Origin of the sequence: Pseudomonas sp. 44 R 15 (assembly GCF_900004965.1) — a bacterium.
GTDB classification, from domain to species: Bacteria; Pseudomonadota; Gammaproteobacteria; order Pseudomonadales; family Pseudomonadaceae; genus Aquipseudomonas; species Aquipseudomonas orientalis_A.
This window is the reverse complement of sequence record NZ_CVTU01000090.1, coordinates 23,009-41,140: the sequence shown is the minus strand read 5'-3', so window position 1 is coordinate 41,140 and position 18,132 is coordinate 23,009. Positions and strand designations below refer to the sequence as shown.

Annotated in this window: 15 protein-coding genes; 2 read left to right on the top strand and 13 right to left on the bottom strand. The window is 50.0% G+C overall.

The features are described from left to right. Nucleotides 1–181 precede the first annotated feature (181 nt). Nucleotides 182–748: an acyl-homoserine-lactone synthase gene (locus tag BFP93_RS12495; protein WP_065893364.1), complete on the top strand. Its 567-nt coding sequence runs from the start codon at nucleotides 182–184 to the stop codon at nucleotides 746–748. Nucleotides 749–899: 151 nt separating this feature from the next. Here the strand turns inward: BFP93_RS12495 and leuS are convergent, their stop codons facing one another. The 13 genes from leuS to BFP93_RS12430 all read right to left on the bottom strand — a co-directional run bounded on the left by leuS (nucleotide 900) and on the right by BFP93_RS12430 (nucleotide 16,890). Further along, nucleotides 900–3,689: a leucine--tRNA ligase gene (gene leuS, locus BFP93_RS12490; RefSeq protein ID WP_065893363.1), complete on the bottom strand. Its 2,790-nt coding sequence runs from the start codon at nucleotides 3,687–3,689 to the stop codon at nucleotides 900–902. Nucleotides 3,690–3,780: 91 nt separating this feature from the next. Further along, nucleotides 3,781–5,145, bottom strand: a complete 1,365-nt coding sequence (locus BFP93_RS12485; RefSeq protein ID WP_065893362.1) for a glutamate-cysteine ligase family protein — start codon at nucleotides 5,143–5,145, stop codon at nucleotides 3,781–3,783. An 18-nt stretch (nucleotides 5,146–5,163) separates the two neighbouring features. Beyond that, the gene (locus BFP93_RS12480; protein WP_083205659.1) at nucleotides 5,164–6,375 is read right to left on the bottom strand and encodes an aminotransferase class V-fold PLP-dependent enzyme; all 1,212 of its coding nucleotides are present in this window, start codon (nucleotides 6,373–6,375) and stop codon (nucleotides 5,164–5,166) included. Between the two features lie 45 nt (nucleotides 6,376–6,420). Continuing rightward, the gene (locus BFP93_RS12475; RefSeq protein ID WP_065893361.1) at nucleotides 6,421–7,629 is read right to left on the bottom strand and encodes a hypothetical protein; all 1,209 of its coding nucleotides are present in this window, start codon (nucleotides 7,627–7,629) and stop codon (nucleotides 6,421–6,423) included. After that, nucleotides 7,619–8,407, bottom strand: a complete 789-nt coding sequence (locus BFP93_RS12470; RefSeq protein ID WP_163003342.1) for a gamma-glutamyl-gamma-aminobutyrate hydrolase family protein — start codon at nucleotides 8,405–8,407, stop codon at nucleotides 7,619–7,621. Before BFP93_RS12470 ends, BFP93_RS12475 begins: the two co-directional genes overlap by 11 nt. 68 nt (nucleotides 8,408–8,475) lie before the next feature. Beyond that, nucleotides 8,476–9,435 (bottom strand): ATP-grasp domain-containing protein, encoded by a 960-nt coding sequence (locus BFP93_RS12465; protein ID WP_083203243.1) that lies wholly within the window; start codon nucleotides 9,433–9,435, stop codon nucleotides 8,476–8,478. Nucleotides 9,436–9,506: 71 nt separating this feature from the next. Then, entirely contained in the window at nucleotides 9,507–10,151 is a 645-nt protein-coding gene (locus tag BFP93_RS12460; protein WP_083203242.1) for a glutathione S-transferase family protein, read from the bottom strand. Continuing rightward, a complete protein-coding gene (locus BFP93_RS12455) occupies nucleotides 10,148–11,026 on the bottom strand; it encodes a nuclear transport factor 2 family protein (protein WP_065893359.1) in 879 nt (292 codons plus the stop codon). The genes BFP93_RS12460 and BFP93_RS12455 overlap by 4 nt, the downstream gene beginning before the upstream one ends. A gap of 5 nt (nucleotides 11,027–11,031) precedes the next feature. After that, nucleotides 11,032–11,400 (bottom strand): hypothetical protein, encoded by a 369-nt coding sequence (locus BFP93_RS12450; RefSeq protein ID WP_065893358.1) that lies wholly within the window; start codon nucleotides 11,398–11,400, stop codon nucleotides 11,032–11,034. A 9-nt stretch (nucleotides 11,401–11,409) separates the two neighbouring features. Further along, on the bottom strand, nucleotides 11,410–12,804 hold the full coding sequence (locus tag BFP93_RS12445; RefSeq protein ID WP_205928376.1) for a cytochrome P450: 1,395 nt from the start codon (nucleotides 12,802–12,804) through the stop codon (nucleotides 11,410–11,412). Next, nucleotides 12,801–13,991 carry a cupin-like domain-containing protein gene (locus BFP93_RS12440; RefSeq protein ID WP_130138517.1) on the bottom strand — a complete coding sequence of 397 codons (1,191 nt, stop codon included), beginning with the start codon at nucleotides 13,989–13,991 and terminating at the stop codon, nucleotides 12,801–12,803. Before BFP93_RS12440 ends, BFP93_RS12445 begins: the two co-directional genes overlap by 4 nt. After that, nucleotides 13,981–15,936, bottom strand: coding sequence for a hypothetical protein (locus BFP93_RS12435; protein WP_083203240.1), 1,956 nt, complete (start codon nucleotides 15,934–15,936; stop codon nucleotides 13,981–13,983). The genes BFP93_RS12440 and BFP93_RS12435 overlap by 11 nt, the downstream gene beginning before the upstream one ends. Before the next feature lie 36 nt (nucleotides 15,937–15,972). Beyond that, nucleotides 15,973–16,890, bottom strand: a complete 918-nt coding sequence (locus BFP93_RS12430) for a radical SAM protein (RefSeq protein ID WP_205928375.1) — start codon at nucleotides 16,888–16,890, stop codon at nucleotides 15,973–15,975. 359 nt (nucleotides 16,891–17,249) lie between these two features. On the opposite strand from BFP93_RS12430, the gene BFP93_RS12425 reads away from it, so the two are divergent. Then, nucleotides 17,250–17,969, top strand: coding sequence for an autoinducer binding domain-containing protein (locus BFP93_RS12425; RefSeq protein WP_065893355.1), 720 nt, complete (start codon nucleotides 17,250–17,252; stop codon nucleotides 17,967–17,969). The last annotated feature ends 163 nt before the right edge of the window (nucleotides 17,970–18,132 follow it).

The window sequence follows — 18,132 nt, the reverse complement described above, 5'->3', positions numbered from 1 at the left end:
TGCTGAGGGGGCAATTTTCGCTCGTACGGGAGAGGCTCGGCATAGGAGACTTCTCCTCAAACAGAAGACATTGGGTTGTGTCCAACGCAGGAAACGTTCGCCCACCTACCGATAATGGTAGCCACCCGGACCGCTTATCCACTATAAAATCGCGCGATACTCTAAATGCCAAGGATGGATGATGCGTATTATTTCTGGAAATGGCGGAGCATTAGGCACCGCGCTCAAACAAGATATTGCTTCTTACCGCTATAAAGTATTCGTGGAAAAACTCGGCTGGCCATTGGATTGCCCTAATCAACTGGAGTTGGACGAGTTTGACCGGGATGACACGTTCTATATCACGGCCAAAGATGAGGCAGGCAAAATCGTTGGCACCGCGCGCCTCCTGCCGACGACCAGTCCCTATCTTTTATCAGAGATTTTCCCGTACTTGTTAGGCGCAACCCAACCGCCGTCACAAAAACATGTGTGGGAGCTTTCCAGATTTGCGGCAGTGGCGCTCGAAAAGGACACTGACGCGCTTAGCACCTACTCCTCCTCCCATTCAATGTCTCTGCTGCTTGCAGCCATTGAATACGCCAAGTCTCTGGGAGCTCGCCAACTGCTGACCGTTTCGCCGAGCGCTATAGCAAGACTACTGCTTAAAAAGAACTTCAGCATTCGTCGACTCGGCCCTTCCAGCATCAGCGAAGGCGTTAGCATCATGGCCCTGGAAATCGACCTGGCTGCGACGCGCAGCCATTAAGCGGGTACTTGCCAGGGCCGGATGCCGGCTATATCAGCGGCGCCAGCCTTCCCGCCGACAGTGGCTTTGACGCCTGATCCACGCAGCCGAAAACAACGCCGGACCCGCCGCGATTACTGGGCCAGACGTTGTTTTTAACAGGCGCTTCGCCTTATTCGGCGCCCGAAGAGCACACGATGTTGACGATACGATCCGGGACGAAGATGAACTTATCCACGCGCCCCCCCGACAGCCAGCGCTGTACTGTTGCATCCAGCAATACCAGTGACTTTACCGCGTCTTCGCTCATACCGCGCCGAAGCATGATGCGGGTCCGCAGCTTTCCGTTGATGGACACCGGGCACTCGAATTCAGCCTCATACAGCAAGCTTTCATCGGCGGTTGGATAACCGGCGTCCAGAATGGATACCTTGTGACCAAGGGCCTCAGACCACAACTCCTCGGTAATGAATGGAGCATAGGGATGCAGCAACTTGAGCAACAGCTCCAACACTTCCCGCTTATGGCAGTGCAATGCGCTGAGCTGATTCACGCAGATCATCAACGCTGCAATAGCGGTGTTGTAGGATATCTCATGGGTCGCTCGGCGCACCTTGGCGATGGCCGTGTGCAGCACCTTGAGCTCTTCGCCAGTGGCAGCGAGGTCCTGCACGATGGCAGCACCGTGCTCATCCTGAAAAAGCCGCCATATCTTCTGCAAGAACTTGTGCGGCCCATCAATGGATTGCGTCGACCAGATGGCGGTCTGATCAATCGGACCGAGAAACATCTCGTGGAGGCGGAAGGTGTCGGCCCCATACACATCGATCAAGTCATCCGGGTTGACTACGTTGTATTTGGACTTGGACATCTTTTCCGATAAACGATCACACAGAAAGGTACCGTTCGAATAGATAAACTCGCCCTGGGTATATGTCTGACGCCATGAACGAAGCGCCTCGACATCAACCTGGTTCTTGTCATTTACAAAGCTGATATCCACATACAGCGGCTGGAGATCGCGCGCTCCCTTGAGATCGGCGGACACGAACTCATGGGTCGATTTGTCTCGGTAAATGATCGCCGAAACCCCAAGAATCATGCCTTGGCACAGGACTCTCTTGAACGGCTCATCAAATGTGATGAGACCGCGGTCCTTAAGAAAGTGAGTCCAGAAACGCGAGTAAAGCAGATGGCCATTAGCATGCTCGGCACCGCCCACATAGAGATCCACGGACTGCCAATAAGCCAACGCAGCCTTCGAAACGGGTTCGTTGGTATTGGACGGATCCATATACCTGAGAAAGTACCAACTGGATCCGGCCCAACCCGGCATCGTGGTCGTTTCATACTTATGACCGCCATAACGCCAGCTACTGGCGCGCTCCAACGGCGGCTCACCCTCACTGGTCGGCAAGAAGGCCTCGACATCGGGCAACGTTACGGGCAGGTCCTCCTCAGGCACTGCGCGAGGAACACCCTGCTCGTCGTAATAAATCGGAATCGGCTCACCCCAATAACGCTGGCGTCCAAAAATCGCATCTCTGATGCGATAGCTGAAGGCGCGCTTACCTACCCCGCTCGACACCAAGCGGTTCAAGATCCACTCGGTAGCCTCTGTACGAGACAGGCCTGTGACCTCACCAGAGTTGATCAGCTTGCCCTCGGTTACCAAAAACGGCTTGCTCGCCTGCTCTGCCCCCTCGTAGATATACGTGATGGGCAGATCGAATGTTTGAGCAAAGTTGAGATCGCGCTGATCGCCGGACGGTACCGCCATGATGGCGCCAGTCCCGTAATCGGCCAGGACATAGTCAGCAATCCAGATCGGGAGGTTCTCGCCGGTCAACGGGTGGATCGCATAGGCACCGGTAAATTGGCCCGTCACACGATCTGTCTTGGCCATGCGATCACGCTCGGAACGCAAGGCTGCCTCATTGCGATAGCCCGTCACCTCGCTCTTGAATGATTGAGGGGTGATCGCCTCAACGACTTCGTGCTCGGGCGCCACCACCAGAAAAGTAGCGCCGAAAAGCGTATCAGGGCGCGTCGTGAAGACCTTGATGGAACACTTAGAGTCGCGAACCTGAAAATCTATTTCAGCGCCCTGTGACTTGCCAATCCAGTTGCGTTGCATATCCTTGAGCGCTTCAGGCCACTCCAGCCCATCGAGCCCTTCAAGCAGCCGGTCGGCATAAGCTGAAATGCGCAACATCCATTGTTTCATCATCTTTTTCTGAACGGGGTGACCGCCGCGCTCGGAAAAACCTTCCTTGATTTCATCATTGGCCAAAACAGTGCCCAAGGCCGGGCACCAATTGACGTAAGAGTCGGCACGATAAGCCAATCGGTAGTTCATCAGAAACGCCGATTGTTCCAGTGCCGAGAAACTGGCCCATTGCGCCGCAGTAATGACTGAAGTCCGAACATCCGACCAGGCATTGACTGCTGTGTTGCCGGCGTGCTCGAACTTTTCAATCAGTACACTAATAGGAAGAGCCTTCTGGGAATCAAGGCAGTACCAACTGTCGAACAACTGGCAAAATATCCATTGTGTCCAATGATAATATTGAGCGTCGGAGGTTTTTATTTCACGATCCGTATCGTAACAAAAACCCAACTTCCTGAGCTGCGCCTTAAAAGTCGCTATATTTTTGTCGGTTGTAATCCTGGGGTGCTGTCCGGTCTCGATCGCATATTGTTCTGCGGGCAATCCAAACGAGTCGAAGCCCATCGGATGCAATACATTGAACCCTAACATCCGCTTGAAGCGACTGTACACGTCGGTGGCAATATAACCCCGGGGATGGCCAACGTGCAGGCCTGCACCCGATGGGTAAGGAAACATATCAAGGCAATAGTACTTAGGCAGCGAAGTGTCTAGTTTAACGGAGTAATGTTTTTCATTTTCCCAGCGCGCGAGCCATTTTTCTTCAATCTTCCTTATACTATCTATTTGCATGAACAACTCCTAAAAACCCGCAGACACCCAATTTTCCGAGAGGGGAAATATATTACAATCGAGCGCTATTCGCAACGCGCTGCGGGTTAATTTAAGGAAGGCATATATCGTTTGGGTCACCCCGTTTTCGGGCTGTAGAAAACCGTAATGGCGCCCCCTCTTTGAGCATTAGGTCAGCCGGGGAATAGCCCGCCGAAATCATCCGCTGCAATGATCGTAGATACTCCCTCTCCGTATCCGCCGCCCCCTGGCAATCCAACCCTTCAGAGGCAAGCTCGACAAGTCGCTGTATACCCGAGGCGAGTGAGATTCCGGAAGAGTCGACGCCCTTCATGCCAAACTCCGCAGCCTGAGCATATTTTATATTCAACTCATTCAGCGCTTGCCCCCCTAGAAAATCCAATGCGCCATCCAGGGCTTCCTCGCTATAGGCCAACCCCTTCCAGAACGCTGCAAGTGAAGCGGCAAATGGCGACGCACAGGTATCGGCAGAACGAAACTCGACGACATTTTTCAGCCGTGCCTCTGGATACAGCGTGCCTAGGTGCATGACCCAGTCCTGGAGTGTTGCGCCACCTGAGCGAGCGCCTAGACGCATGTAATCCCGAAAACTCAAGTCATTCATATGGATCAGCTCGCCCTCACGTTGAATGAACAGAACCGGCTTATCCAGTGCCCATTCGACATAGTGTTCAAAGGCGTTTGGAACGAACTCGGCGCTCAACATGAAATCCGGGATACCTGCGCGTTGTTGATCAAATAATGTCCACGCATGCATACGGTGACTTTTATAGCGGCTGGACACGGCAGCAGAATAAGGTGAGTTGGCAAATAGCGCGACAATATAGGGTTGGCACGCAACCCCCAATTTCAAGAGTTTTCCGGCATGTCGTTCAGAGAAGTAATCGACAGATACCTGCATTGACGCTGTCATCTTTTGACCCGCCGATGCGCCCGTGACTTTCTCCAAAATGGGCATCATATGCAGGTAGCGTTTACGCGGCACCGTCGCAACCGACGACACATCGCCGAACGGTCTAAACCCAATGGGTAATAAAGAAATGGCCAGCCTGTTACAGACCTCATCAAGTTCGCGCAAGAAAATCTCGAGTTCAACAAGGATGTCAGAAACAAGACGAAGCGGAGAAGAAGAAAACTCCATCTGCCCGCCGGGTTCAAGGCTTACAACCGTGGCCCTGCGCTTCAACCCAACAATCAGGCCGTCGTCATGAACAGGCGCATATCCGTAGCTTAACAAGCCTTTGAAGATACTCGACAAGCTGCGCACGCCAAAAAAAGGCACGCTCAACGAGGTCGTTCGATCAATCAGGATCAACTCATATTCAAGCCCAATCAACGACGACGTCCTGGACTTGATGTGCCGATGAAAATAGGCAACACAATCGTCCTTTATTATGGTTCTCTCATCCTGCACTTCAAGCAGCTCACCGGCCATATTGATTGTCCACTCGCACTACGCCAACAGGTCTTCAAGATCACGCAATGCTGTCATCAGCCTGTCGATATCTTGCCGGGTATTGTAAAGATGCATCGAGACACGCAAAGCACCGTTAATACCGCTACTTCTATACAGCGGCTGATTGCACTGAAATCCGGAACTCACTGCGATGTCGTAACGATCGGAAAGAATCCTTGAAACAAACCCGAGCTCCACGTTGCCTGCGGGAACGATAGGGAAAATCGGCAGGTGTTGAGGCGCTAAAGGGAAAGCCATCTCAATATTGCGCACCGTACGAATCTGCGACGAAAAATAACGCTCCAAGTCCTTATCGTGGTCATGAACCAACTGGACACCCAAGCTGTTTATATAGTCGACTGCGGCCCCCAGACCTATGGCGCCCTCAATGTTCGGCGTTCCAGCCTCGAAACGGCCGGGCCCGGATTGAAAGCTGATATCGTCACTGCCCACTTTATTGACCATGCCACCGCCGTAGCGATGACACTTCATGGATGCCTGCAAGTCCCGTCGAACGTAAAGCACCCCTATTCCTGATGGCCCAAACATCTTGTGCCCGGACAGAGCGAGAAAATCACAGGCCATATGCCCTACGTTGACCGGGATATGACCAACGGTCTGCGCAGCATCAACCAAGCTCAACGCTCCTCGTGCCCTGGCGATAGCACACAGTTGGCGCACCGGCTGCACATTACCGGTGACATTCGAGGCGTGACAAACGGCAACCAACTTCGCAGGGTCAGCGGCGAGCAGCGAATCCAGATGATCAAGGTCTATGCAACCGCTTTGATCCAGCCTGGCCACGGTCACTCGGCATCTAAACAGCCAAGGCAACAGATTGGAATGATGCTCCAGGGGCGAAACCACGACATGGTCGTCCTTTCCCAGCGACAGCGCATTAGCCACCAGATTGATCGAGTCCGTACAATTAGCGGTGAATATCACTTCATCAGCACTGCCGCCCAGAAAACCAGCAACTTTATTTCGAGAAGACTCATAGAGCTGAGAGGACAACTGGGCATATTGATGATTCGAACGTCCGACGTTGCTGGCAGCATTCCGATAATAATCAGTGATGGCCTCAATGACCGGCGTCGGTTTTAACGATGTTGATGAGCTGTCGAAATAAATACGCTGATTATCTTGAAGAAACGGAAAGTCATTACGCGGATCGGGCAACACCAGGCTTCTCATATTTGACGTTTGCATAACATATTCTCTTTATAAGCACGTCATTTTTAATCCCGAACAGGATTATTTGACGATCGCAAATTTACCCGATGATTCAGGCGCTATACTTGGAACAGCAAGCAGTTCAACCACACGCTGACGGCCAAACCAATGGCGTAGTGAGGCGTGAACGACTGACATATCCACCGCGTCATTCGAGGCATTCATCACATAGAGCAACGTGACGCAGGCGTCGGTTACCTGCAGTTGATACTGCCGTACCCAGGGTGCGCAAACCGTAAGCACTTCATCGAGGTCAGCAAGCGTCTTGATATCGCCCTCATCGGTCACGATCGCATCCTTGACCCTGCCGTGTAACTTTAATAGAGGAATAGTCTCTGACGGCTTGAAGGCATGCCCTGCCCAGTCTCCATCGGCTAGCTCAACCAAGTCTCCGGTGGCGTAACGCAAAAAAGGCATAAGCGGGTTTTTCCAGGATGTGACAATCAGCTCGAATATATTGCGCTCAGGTAAATACGGTTTGAGCTCTATAATGGTTTCATGGCCACAGCGCACAAAGGTGCCCGCCCGATTTTGCATAAACATAACGCCTAATTCCGTAGAGCCATACATGCTCAATACTGGCCTACCGTAAGCGCGTTCAATCAGCCTGCGCACAGTAGCGGTCAGGTACTCATAAGAAGCGGCGATGTAATCAGGGATATACAAGGGCTCATCGATTTTATACTCAGCCCGTTTGACCAGGAAAATTGCCAGGTAAGTTGGATCTATCTCCAGCAACCTTGGAGCAAACATCCACAGTTCCGCGCCGATCCGCTTGATGTCGGTCATGGTCCAGCGGGTAGGGTCCGGGTGAGTGTTAAGGTTCAGTACGCCGTTGTGTATTCTTTCGTTATAGTCAGGATTATCCAAAAAACACGAGACCGCAGAACATGCCGCGGTGGTCAACACTGCTTTTTTATCATGCTGTATTGAGTAGCCGGCCATATCACTCACGCATTGATAGGCATACGTGAACTCACGGCTCCACCAGCCTTTATATCGAATGATCTGAAGAATTTGATGGCTGCTACCCGATGTACTGGCGAACTCAACATCTCCTCCCTCAATGCCCATGCGCATCGCATCCGTCATAAAGTTTTGCGGAAATCCGGAAATGATTTCCTGTTTACTCAATAACGGAATATCACCGGGCTCGCCCTTTTCAAAAAAGCGACCAAGGTTCCCGACCACGCGCTGATAGAGGGGGACTTGAAAATGGTTAATCGACATCCCTTAGGCTCCTTTTAGCAGCTTCACTGACGAAACGTTTCCATATCTGCATGTTTTCCGGGTGATTAACTAATGTCTTTTCAATATGCCCCTGCAATCCCAGAACGAAATGATCATCACCGTTAAGTTCCAAGCCCTCTATCAACCCGTCGTCCGATATCGCATTGGCCTTCAACGAAGGTGCCAAACGCTTGACTGCTTGATGGTGCACAGATGAAATAGTGAGCGTGCTTCTCTGCGTGATCGCGTAAAGCTGGCTGGTGGGGTCCACGTCAACAGGGTGATAGTTGATCCAACCGTCATTATCTATACTGTGGTCGACGCCCCGATAAGGAATCTCCTGAAAGAGCGTTCCCCCTTCTGCAACGTTAATCAGTTGCATGCCCCTGCACACCCCTAGAATGGGAAGCTTGCGGGCCTTGGCTTCCCGATACAACAGCAGCTCCAGTGCGTCACGGTCTTTGTCGGGACTCAACATCATGGGGCGCTTGTAGGCCTCTCCTACGCCCGTAACCTGGGAGGTATAAGTGACTTCGAGCGCCTCTCCATAACTACTGGGACACAGATCCTGACCGGACGGTAACAGCAAGCCGCTTGCCAGTTCAAACAAGCGCTCGACACACTCGGTGGACATGCCAGGCGAAAGAATAAGAGGCAGGCACTTCAACGAAATCAGAAGATCGATAAAGCTGCTATTGACCACGTTCACTGACAAGGCAGCCGAGTGATTTATTGCTAATCGCTGGCGCGCGGCGCTGATGAGAATGACGGGCTGCATCATTCACCTCCCTGGATAAGTGGACTGTTTAATAGTAAGCACGTTGCGAAAGGCGCGCAGTATGGAATTTATCGATCAGCGCGGACCGGCAATGTATCAATGTAATCGGCGATGGAGTCCAACTTTAACCTGTCATATGAATAGCGTTGATCCGGCTCGGTATCAGGCATCTTGGTGCCTGCACGCATTGCCGACTCTACAAAAATCCCTAGTAGAGGATTCACCTCAAGCACATAGAATTTCCCATCCACAGCGGATTGCACCATATCGACGATAGTTCCATTTATCCCCAAGACCTTGGCGGCCTCAAGCGCCACTTCCACTTCGCCTCCCAGAATTCGAGGCGTCATTTCGCCGCCAGCAGATATATTTGTTTTAAAACTGTGTTTCTTCTTGCGACTGTAGCCGCCCATCAACTCGCCGTTGAAAATTTCGACACGGCGATCGTAATCACCGAACTCTATGTATTGCTCAACATAATAATCGGACAGAAAATGGCCGGTGGCCTGAATAAAATCAATGAACTGCTCGGCATCCACGAAGCGCATGATCCCCACCGCACCGTGCCCTGAGCGCGGTTTGTAAACGAGACTCCCCCAGCGCGCAAACAACTCATGAATAACAGAATCCGCAACCGACGTTCCCAGCAACGCAGCATCCGGAACGGTAACACCCTGCTTGCGCAACAACTGATTGGCTTTGAATTTATCACGGCAATTGAAAAACGAAACGCATTCATTCACCACTGCCACCCCACTATCTTGGAGTGCCCGAAGAATATCCGCCTGGTAGGCAGATTGTTCATCGGCATTCATATGAAACAGTGCATCAAAATCACTAAGGCAACGCCCACAGGCTGAATAAACCTTGCCTGAGATCACATAACACTCGCGCATATCAAACTCGGAAAAAACGACAAACCCTTTGTCCTCAAGCAACTGACACAGCACTCGCTTGGGAACATGGCCGTTATCATTTTCATACATCCACAGGATGACCGAACGACGAGTGCTGACTGAAGTATTCATCGCAGAATCTCCGCGCTTATATTTAATGATTCATCATGAGTATGGTGCGCTGAAAGCGCACCAAGGGCAGTTCAGAGAATGACCGACAAGGGGTCCTTGTACGAATCACGCTGAGTGAGGTTGTACCACCAGCGACGAACATTTTCATATTTAAATACAATGCTTTCGCTTTGCGCCTTGAGGATGTAATCCGTGTATTGAACAAACGCCAAGTCTGCCAGCGAAAGCGAATGCCCCACAAGAAAAGTGCCCTCCTCACCAATGGCACGATCGATGGCGGCGTAAATAGCGTCGAGCTTTTCCTCCGCCTCTTTCACCACCGCTAAATCAGTCTCTCCACCATACATGGGTAAAAAGATTTTCTGCCATACCACCGCGAAAGCCTGCGGTGTGAAATAGCTGGAATCTACACTTAACCACTGATCCATCCTGGCAATATCTTCCTGCGCTTCAGGTACCAATGGAGTGCCGGGCAATATGGCAGCCAGATAACGATTAATGGCCTGCGACTCGTAAAGCGTCAGGTCACCGTGCACCAGTACCGGGACTTTACCGAACGGATTCAAGCCCAAATGTTCATCCGACTTATGCGCCCCCGTGCTCAAGTCGATGCTGATAAATTCAATCGGGATGTTCTTTTCCTTCAGCACCATAAGAACACTGCGCGTACAGGCGCTATTTTCGTTACCGATCAACTTCATAGTGGTGTTTATCATTTACCCAACCCCATTTGCGAACCCATATCCAATGTATTGCCGAACGTCCATCCCTTGCGGATCACCTCGCCATCGAAATAAGCGATATCCATGTTGTCCACGTTGACGACACGATGTGAGGCGGGAATGCCTTTGAGCGGGCCCTTGTGAGTAGCGGTGAAAATGCCTTGGTGAATGACGAAGCTCCCCACCGACCACATATTGGTCATGTTAATGGACGCATCGGGAAAAGCTTCGGCAAGCATCACGAAATCATCGCGCGAATGCTCCCTGCCTACAGCCAGACCTGGAACCATCTGGTCATCCCACTCAATGTCTTCACTCATGCAATCGAGCCAGGGCTCCAATTGCTTGCTCAGTAACAATTCGTTGTAATGACGCATTTTTGCCAGGTTCTCAAACTGCGGTTTCAGCGTTTTGCAGTCGTATATCTGGCACGGCTCGGTTAACGAAGGCACCTCACGCCCTTGGTCGTCAATAGCACCCAGCTGAATAAGCAAGGTGTAAGGGTCTTCATAAGTGTGTTCTTTGGTAATCCTGAGGTCGCTATCAAACCAGAACAGACTTGCCGCGATCAGTCCAACTTTTTTTTGCTCAGGCTCCACCCCCATGTAAGCTTGGACGTGTTTACCCTTCCAACCCCAAACCGCGATGAGCACATTGTCCTTCAGAAACAGCATCTGATCAGCCAATTGCATATCCACAAAGGTATTCTGCCAGTCCTCGTAGTGTTCAAGAATCTGTGAGACACCAATACGATCCGGCTGCCCAGGCGATTTGCGAATCGCATCGGCAGCGTATAAAGACGCCAGAGACTTATAATCTTTAGCGCGCACAGCGGCCAGGTAACGTTCTCGAATGACTGTCAGGCTCATGTTTATTACCAACTGAATGAATGAACGGGGTTAAGTCGACACTGAAGTAAAACTTCAGGCATCGGATCCTCGCTGGGTGACTCAAAGTCCATACCGAAGATTTCTTTATTCTCCTGCTTTATCCATTTATCGAAGGGATGCTGGGAGACGGCCAACTTTTCAAAAGCAGCCTTCAAGTCGGGTGAAGCCAAATAACAAATAAAAAGCTGCATCTCGCCAAACTGTTGCAAAAACCAGTGTTCCTCGGTGGTCTCCATGCGCCCCAGAAAAGCGCGAAATTCAGCATTGCGTTCATCTCTGATCAACTTGGCGAAATTCAGGAATCTCTCCTTTTTATCGCTGGACAAGGGAACGGCAAAAGCGATTGTTTGCATACAGTTACCTCAGGTACGTTTTATAAACTCAAGGGACACGCCCGGCTCGGACGTCATAAATAACCGAGCTTTCAAGACCGGCTCTGACCCTGCCACTGCACGAAGCTCGTAACGTTGTGCAATCCGCACCAGAATCGTCTTACCCTCTGCCTCTGCCAAATGAACGCCAATACACTTTCGCGCCCCGGCGCCAAAGGGTAAATACGCATATTTATGCACTCGCTTGATTCGTTCCGGCGTGAAACGCTCCGGGTCGAATTTCAAGGGTTCATGCCAATATTCGGCACTGCGATGTAAGCCCCATTGAGCGACGATAAAGTCAGAGCCTTTAGGAAAAAGGTAATTCTTGTATTGATAATCTTCCAGCACCACCCGACTCATGCCCCATGAAGAGGGATAAAGCCTTAGCGATTCCTTGAACACGCAGTCCGTGTAGTCCAGGCGCTTTAAATCTTCCAATGTACAAATACCGTTGCCCAGGGCCGCCTCGATCTCGGACCAAAGTCGCTGTTGCTCTTGCGGATGTTTTGAGAGCAGATATAGCGCAAATGCGACGCCATTGGCTGTTGTTTCATGGCCGGCCAAAAACAGGTTCATGACCTCGTGCCTGAGTTGGATATCCGTCATCCCCTGCCCGGTATCCTCATAGACAGCAGACATATACATCGACAACAAGTCGGTGTGCTGAACATCTTTATGTTGATGACGATCGCGAATAATTTTGTAAATAATCGAGTCTATTTTTTCCTTGGCACTTTCATAAGCCTCTTCATTAGAGGCGGTAATGCTGGCTGGCGACCACAGTTTTAACAGAGAGTACTCCTGCAAAACCTCAAGGGCGTTTGTTACATCATTTGTAAAACGCGAGATATCGGTGGAAAAAAGGCATTTGATGACAATCCTCAGAGTGAGTTTTTTCATCTCTTGAGTTGCATCGAGTACGGCGGCACCTTGAGCGTCCCATTCATCAAACATTTCATCGATGCACTCATGAAAGACGTCGCCGAATGCGTCGACACTGCGTTTGCTGAATGAGGGGTTGGCAATTTTTCGTTGGCGCTTCCACTCGTCACCGATCAACGTTGAAAGACCATTACCAATGGCGGGGCTAATCTTTTCCATGGTTTCAGCGCTTTTGGAAAAAAAGCGCTCATGGGTGATCAACATATCCTCGATAAACGGGGCATCCGCAATGAGGTAACCCTCTATACCCGGCAAGTAAACGATATTTCCATATTTTTCCAAGGCGAGTGTGGTCACCCCCAAGGGGTCCTTCAGCATATAAGACGGATCGTTTAGCTCGGGAGAACGGTCCAGGCTGCCAGGCACGACATCAAATCCAGCCTGGGTCGACAGTGCCACCTCCTTCGAATCCATCAAGTCGCCGTTATTCACGCTCTTCATAGCTGCACACTCTCATAGTTACCACGATTAACCGACAGCACTCTGGGCTCGCCATTCACGGCGAAGAAGTTAAGTGACCAGGACACTTCAAGATTCAATACGTGATGCCACCAACCCGCCGGTAAATACAGCATATCGCCTGGTTCCAATTCGCATACTGTATAAACAGCCTGTTTGAAATCTGGAAACTTCTCTGTCGAATAATGATCAGGATCCACTCGACTAGGCTCATACATCAGGTTTCCGCCAACGGTCGCAGGGTAGAGAAAGCGCGTTTCACTGGGTGAATATAAGCGTATTCTTTTTCGACCCTTAAGTTGTACGAGAAAATTGTCCACCATATCCCTGTGCAACTTCAGCCCCGTATTGGCTGGACCAATCCACCACCGTGGGCTATTAAATACTTCGCGTTCAAAAACGCTTGGAAAACAATAAGTATCTTCGAGTACCGACGGCACGGTATTGGCCGCCATGTAGCCGTCAGCCGCGCATGCGGAGGTATACAAGCTATTAATGTATTCGGCAAACGTGGCTTTCAGGTACTTCGGTGGATTGCCTTTTTCCAAATCATATTCTTCAACAAGAACACTCACATCCAGCATCCCCACCGTGTCCACCAGTTGCGCGACAGACATATTGAAGATGGGCCAGGTAACGCCTGCCTTTTTTACAATAACGGGTTCGCCACGCGCCAGATAGGGTTCAATCTTATCTTCGCCTGTAATCGAACGACACATTGAAAAATCTTTGCCTTGAACGCTGTGAGTTTCTAACTGTGCAATACGCTGACGATCAACAACCCCGCTATTGAATATCAGATTCAACAGTTTCATCACATCGACTTCAACATCCTGATCGTCGATGTTACCCACGATGTTCAATTTACCGGTATTGAACAGGGTTAAGGGATCATCCGCCTTATTCGCCAACGCATGAAAGGCATCTTCGCTCACTATAATCCTAGCTCGTGAGGGGCTATCCGCGCCCTGCGCCGTCCAGCAAAGCGTGTCAGTCACATCAACAGTGCTCAGCCTGAGCCCCGTTTCCAGTTGCCAATGATACCGCCCCTGCAGACCGTTCAACGCCCACGCTGGAACTCTTTCGCTCAGTTGCTCAATCAGTCGCAGAGACGAGACAGTATTCACTAACATCACATAAGCTCCATGCCAAGCCATATCAAAGCTCAAATAATAAATTCCTGTATTCTTTTCTAAACACAAGACCTATTGCATATTCGATGTAACGCATAAAGAGAGGTGCGTAACCAAGCTTTAGTGGATCTGTCTTCACAGCGACACTCAGCCAATCCCCCGAACTGGAAAACTTTTCATAAAACAGTTGGGTAAACCTATAGTCACTGGACTTAAGCCCGGCCCCGGTGAAGTGCTGCTGCCCAAACAACGAAATGATCGGTTGCAGGCTATCAAGGTGCTCAGAGAACAATTCAAGCAGCCAGGCATGGTAGATACCCTCCTGTGATGCTCTATCATCTTTAGCCACCGCGACCAGTCTGGCCTTAACCTCACTGGCTGTAAGCTCCACTTGCGTGTCCTCCTCCAGCAATCGACCCAGGGCTTTCCAATGCATTGAACAGTCATCGATATACTGATCCAGGTACAACACCAAAAACTCGCTGAAGGATTTGTTTTTTCGGTGTGCCTGGCACATCAACGTGTTCGAGACATAGCTAAAGAAGCTGTAAATCTCTTCTCGGCTTCCCAAGGCGTCCACCAAAAAACTTGGAAAATGGAACGTGGGCCACTTCGAGTCCGTTGCAATAACCCCTTCACGGTCAAATGAATAGGTGGTGTCCCTTTGAACAAATTCCGTTGTTCTGCCGATACCAAATACCCGCGTGCTCGGAATGACGTAGCCGGCTTCGTATTTATTGGTTAAGCCACTTTCCTCCAGGAATGACAGCGTGCGCGCTATCGTATATTTATCAGCATGAGCATTCCCGAGAAAAAAGGATATGAGGTTTGAATATTCTATCGGCGCGCTGGCGGTGAATTTCGTATCTTGGTTTACCTTACGATTCTTTTCTTCATGAATTTCTGCACGAATCGAAGACAGGCTTTTAAGAAACGTTACTGCCTGTTCTCTTTTGTAAGGCACCGTCGCCCGCCTTAGATTGGCCTCGTCCAAAGAAAGAATATCGTTCATTGCACCGGTGTAACCGGCACGCATCATCGTCTTCAGTTCGTCGTAACCCAAGGAAGGTAGGGAATACCCCGACCACTTGATCTGACGTTTTTTATAACGTTCATTGAGTCTAATGACGCGCTCAGCCAGTTCCAAAGCAAAACCGGCACCGCCGATATTTAGCTCCGAGCAAATGAACCAAAAATCATACAGGTCATTTTTTAACAGAAACTCTAAGTCGGCCTCAACGACATCAAGATTGCGCTTATCAATTCGCTTGCCCTTGACGTCGGGCTCGACACAAAAATAGCATTGAAAAGGGCACCCACGTGATACTTCCACGGCGATTGTCGGCGGCGTTTTAGACAGCAAAGCGGGGCCATAAAACGCCTTGATCTCACTGACGATTTCAGGCCGATACTCTGTGGTTTCAGCGGGTTTATAGAAGCCCACATCGTTATAGATATACTCGGCGCCGTTCTTGTGAATCAGCCCAGGTATTGTCCCAAGATTGCGACCGGATAGCGTGTCATTAAAGGCACGGAAAAAACCGTCCGGACATCCCTGCAACCCAAGATCAATCTCAAGGTAATTAGCCAACTTCCTGGCATGGGTAGTAAAACCAAAACCGCCCATGATAATAGGTGCATCCGTCAGTTCCCTGACTAAGCGAATCAGCCTTTTACTGTCTTCAACCGGGAAGTAGGTTCTAAAGAAGCTGCCCGGTGCTCCGTCAACCACATCATAATTGGAGAGGTCAAGCGAATCTCCTTGTCGCAGGTGTATCCCAATCATTTTTGGGCGCTGGGTCTTTATCACGTTTTTCAGGTATTCATACCAATGCTCAACGTATAACAGATCAATGCGTCTGACACTGAGGTCAAATCGTCTGGCGATTTCACTGATCTGTACAAAGGCGTACGGATATATTGGCCGCCAAGGCAAGTTGCAACAGTTTAACAATAGAAAATCAATTTCCTGGTTTTTCACAGCGTATCGCCTTGTCTACCGGTGCCTATGCACTGACTAATTGGTCAAAAACATCGGTAACTTGAACACGGCCTTGCGTGAATTACATCCTTGGCAAATAGCCATATTGCCGAGCTGTTTGACTCTGCTTTTAACTATTTTTTTCAGGTTGTCGTTGTCGATATGGCCGATATTGGACACGTGTCCAAAATCCTGGAAGCAGCCGAGGATGTCGCCTTTATAGCTCACGCTGACACTGCCGTCGCCAATGGCACAGAAGTTCCTGTTTTCCAAGGTTCCCAATACGGCATTCAGCATGAACTTGACCTTGCCCATACCGGTTTTGTATTCGCTTTCAGACAAATTCAAATCCAGTTCATGCACCAGCTTTTGCCGATATTCACTTTCCAGTTTTGCATTGATGTCCCCTCCTCTATTCCACAGAGGAAACAAATAGATCCGCTTGAAACCAAGGGCGCGCAGGTGTGCCACGGTTTGCGGCAAGGTGCTGTAGATCAACGGTCCGCCCGTTAAGTGGACGATGACTTTATCGGCAGCGGCCTCAGCCAACGCTGCGATATTTCTCCAGATTTTTTCATGGTTCAGGCCGATATGGACCTTGTCGAACACTTCTTTTTGAATGGAGCTGACAGACAATCGTATGACATCAACATTCTGTACGCACGCGTCCAGATTGCGCTGATTGAAAGTAACGGCGGTGGTCGTCACATCAGTTAATACCCCCGAGCGCCGCATCATTCTCAGAAGTTCATGAAACTCGGGGTGTATGGTCGGCTCACCTCGGCCGGCCAGGTCCAGTTCCCATACATAGGATGGATCTACTTGAGAAACGATCTTATCCATGGTCTCCAGCGAGATAAAACCATAGTCCTTGATCACCGAACGGGGACACATACTGCAGGCAGCAGGGCACGATGGAGTCGCCTCAACATTGACAAGTACTTTCTTAAGCACGGGCAGGTCCCTCCATTGAATCGTTCATATTCCATTGGCCGCACATCCGGACTTTCGACTCTTCCAGGCGTCGCGTTGCATCGACTCATCGGCAATCTATAGAAAGTGGATCCCTTCTGTAACTACCACTATTGGTAGGTACACTAATGATCCGAAATCATTATTCTTCACCCAATAAAGCGCTGTCAGCCAAGTTGACCGTCGAGTTCAAATAGGGAGCATTTCCACTCAAAATAATTTTATGGCGCCAGGATTATGCCTCTTTAGCAGCTTGTGTATTCATTTGATTTCTATCGTAAAACTGATCAGATTTACGGCGCTGCTTGGCGTCCCCCGATGCGTGGCAAGGTAAAACTACGATGAGTGCATTGATGAACAACTGGCAAGAAGATTTACTGATGATAACGGACGCAAAGTTGTCCGAATCACAGATAATCAAACACATTCAAGATACTGCAGTGAAGCTTGAGTTCGAGTATTGCGCTTACGGGCTACAGCTTATTTTTCCCGAGGAAAAAGTCGTCATGTTCAACAACTATCCTCAGCAGTGGCAAAGGCGCTACGAGTCCGAAAACTATTTGGCTATCGACCCGAGCGTTGCTAAAGGGAGACAGAGCCAGGAACCGTTGATATGGAGCGATGAACTCTTTCGCAACACCAAGGCTTTTTGGGAGGAGGCCCGTGCGGCAGGGCTGAAGGTCGGGTGGGCACAATCGATCACTGACGCGGCGGGTGTTGCCAGCATGTTAACGCTCAGTCGCTCTTCACAACCCATCACTCGCCTGGAACTGGAGGCCAATGAAATAAAAATGCGTTGGTTGGTTAATGTGGCTCACATCACACTTTCGAGACGCATATGTACCCGACTCGCCAATCCCCACGAAGTGAAGCTCACGTCTCGTGAAAAGGAGGTTCTCAAATGGACAGGCAGTGGAAAAACCTCTTTTGAAATCTCCTGCCTATTGGCAATTTCAGAAAACACCGTTAACTTTCATATCAAAAACTCCATATTAAAATTGAGCGCATCGAATAAGACTGCCGCCGTTGTTCAAGCTTTCCTGACCGGATTATTAAACTGATACTCCCTATGATAAAAAAATCAATACATGCCTTCGCCCACCACATTCATTTGCGTCGTTCTTATTCCGTAGTAATCAGATCTGGATACGCCACCAGGGTATCTACCAGAGCAACGTGGTCAACCGAATAGTTTTGTCGGCGAACAAGACATCATCCGTACCT

Coding starts and splice junctions, on each gene's coding strand:
- BFP93_RS12495 (WP_065893364.1), top strand. CDS start 182: ATGCGTATTATTTCTGGAAATGGCGGAGCATTAGGCACCGCGCTCAAA.
- leuS (WP_065893363.1), bottom strand. CDS start 3,689: ATGCAAATAGATAGTATAAGGAAGATTGAAGAAAAATGGCTCGCGCGC.
- BFP93_RS12485 (WP_065893362.1), bottom strand. CDS start 5,145: ATGGCCGGTGAGCTGCTTGAAGTGCAGGATGAGAGAACCATAATAAAG.
- BFP93_RS12480 (WP_083205659.1), bottom strand. CDS start 6,375: ATGCAAACGTCAAATATGAGAAGCCTGGTGTTGCCCGATCCGCGTAAT.
- BFP93_RS12475 (WP_065893361.1), bottom strand. CDS start 7,629: ATGTCGATTAACCATTTTCAAGTCCCCCTCTATCAGCGCGTGGTCGGG.
- BFP93_RS12470 (WP_163003342.1), bottom strand. CDS start 8,407: ATGCAGCCCGTCATTCTCATCAGCGCCGCGCGCCAGCGATTAGCAATA.
- BFP93_RS12465 (WP_083203243.1), bottom strand. CDS start 9,435: ATGAATACTTCAGTCAGCACTCGTCGTTCGGTCATCCTGTGGATGTAT.
- BFP93_RS12460 (WP_083203242.1), bottom strand. CDS start 10,151: ATGATAAACACCACTATGAAGTTGATCGGTAACGAAAATAGCGCCTGT.
- BFP93_RS12455 (WP_065893359.1), bottom strand. CDS start 11,026: ATGAGCCTGACAGTCATTCGAGAACGTTACCTGGCCGCTGTGCGCGCT.
- BFP93_RS12450 (WP_065893358.1), bottom strand. CDS start 11,400: ATGCAAACAATCGCTTTTGCCGTTCCCTTGTCCAGCGATAAAAAGGAG.
- BFP93_RS12445 (WP_205928376.1), bottom strand. CDS start 12,804: ATGAAGAGCGTGAATAACGGCGACTTGATGGATTCGAAGGAGGTGGCA.
- BFP93_RS12425 (WP_065893355.1), top strand. CDS start 17,250: ATGAGTGCATTGATGAACAACTGGCAAGAAGATTTACTGATGATAACG.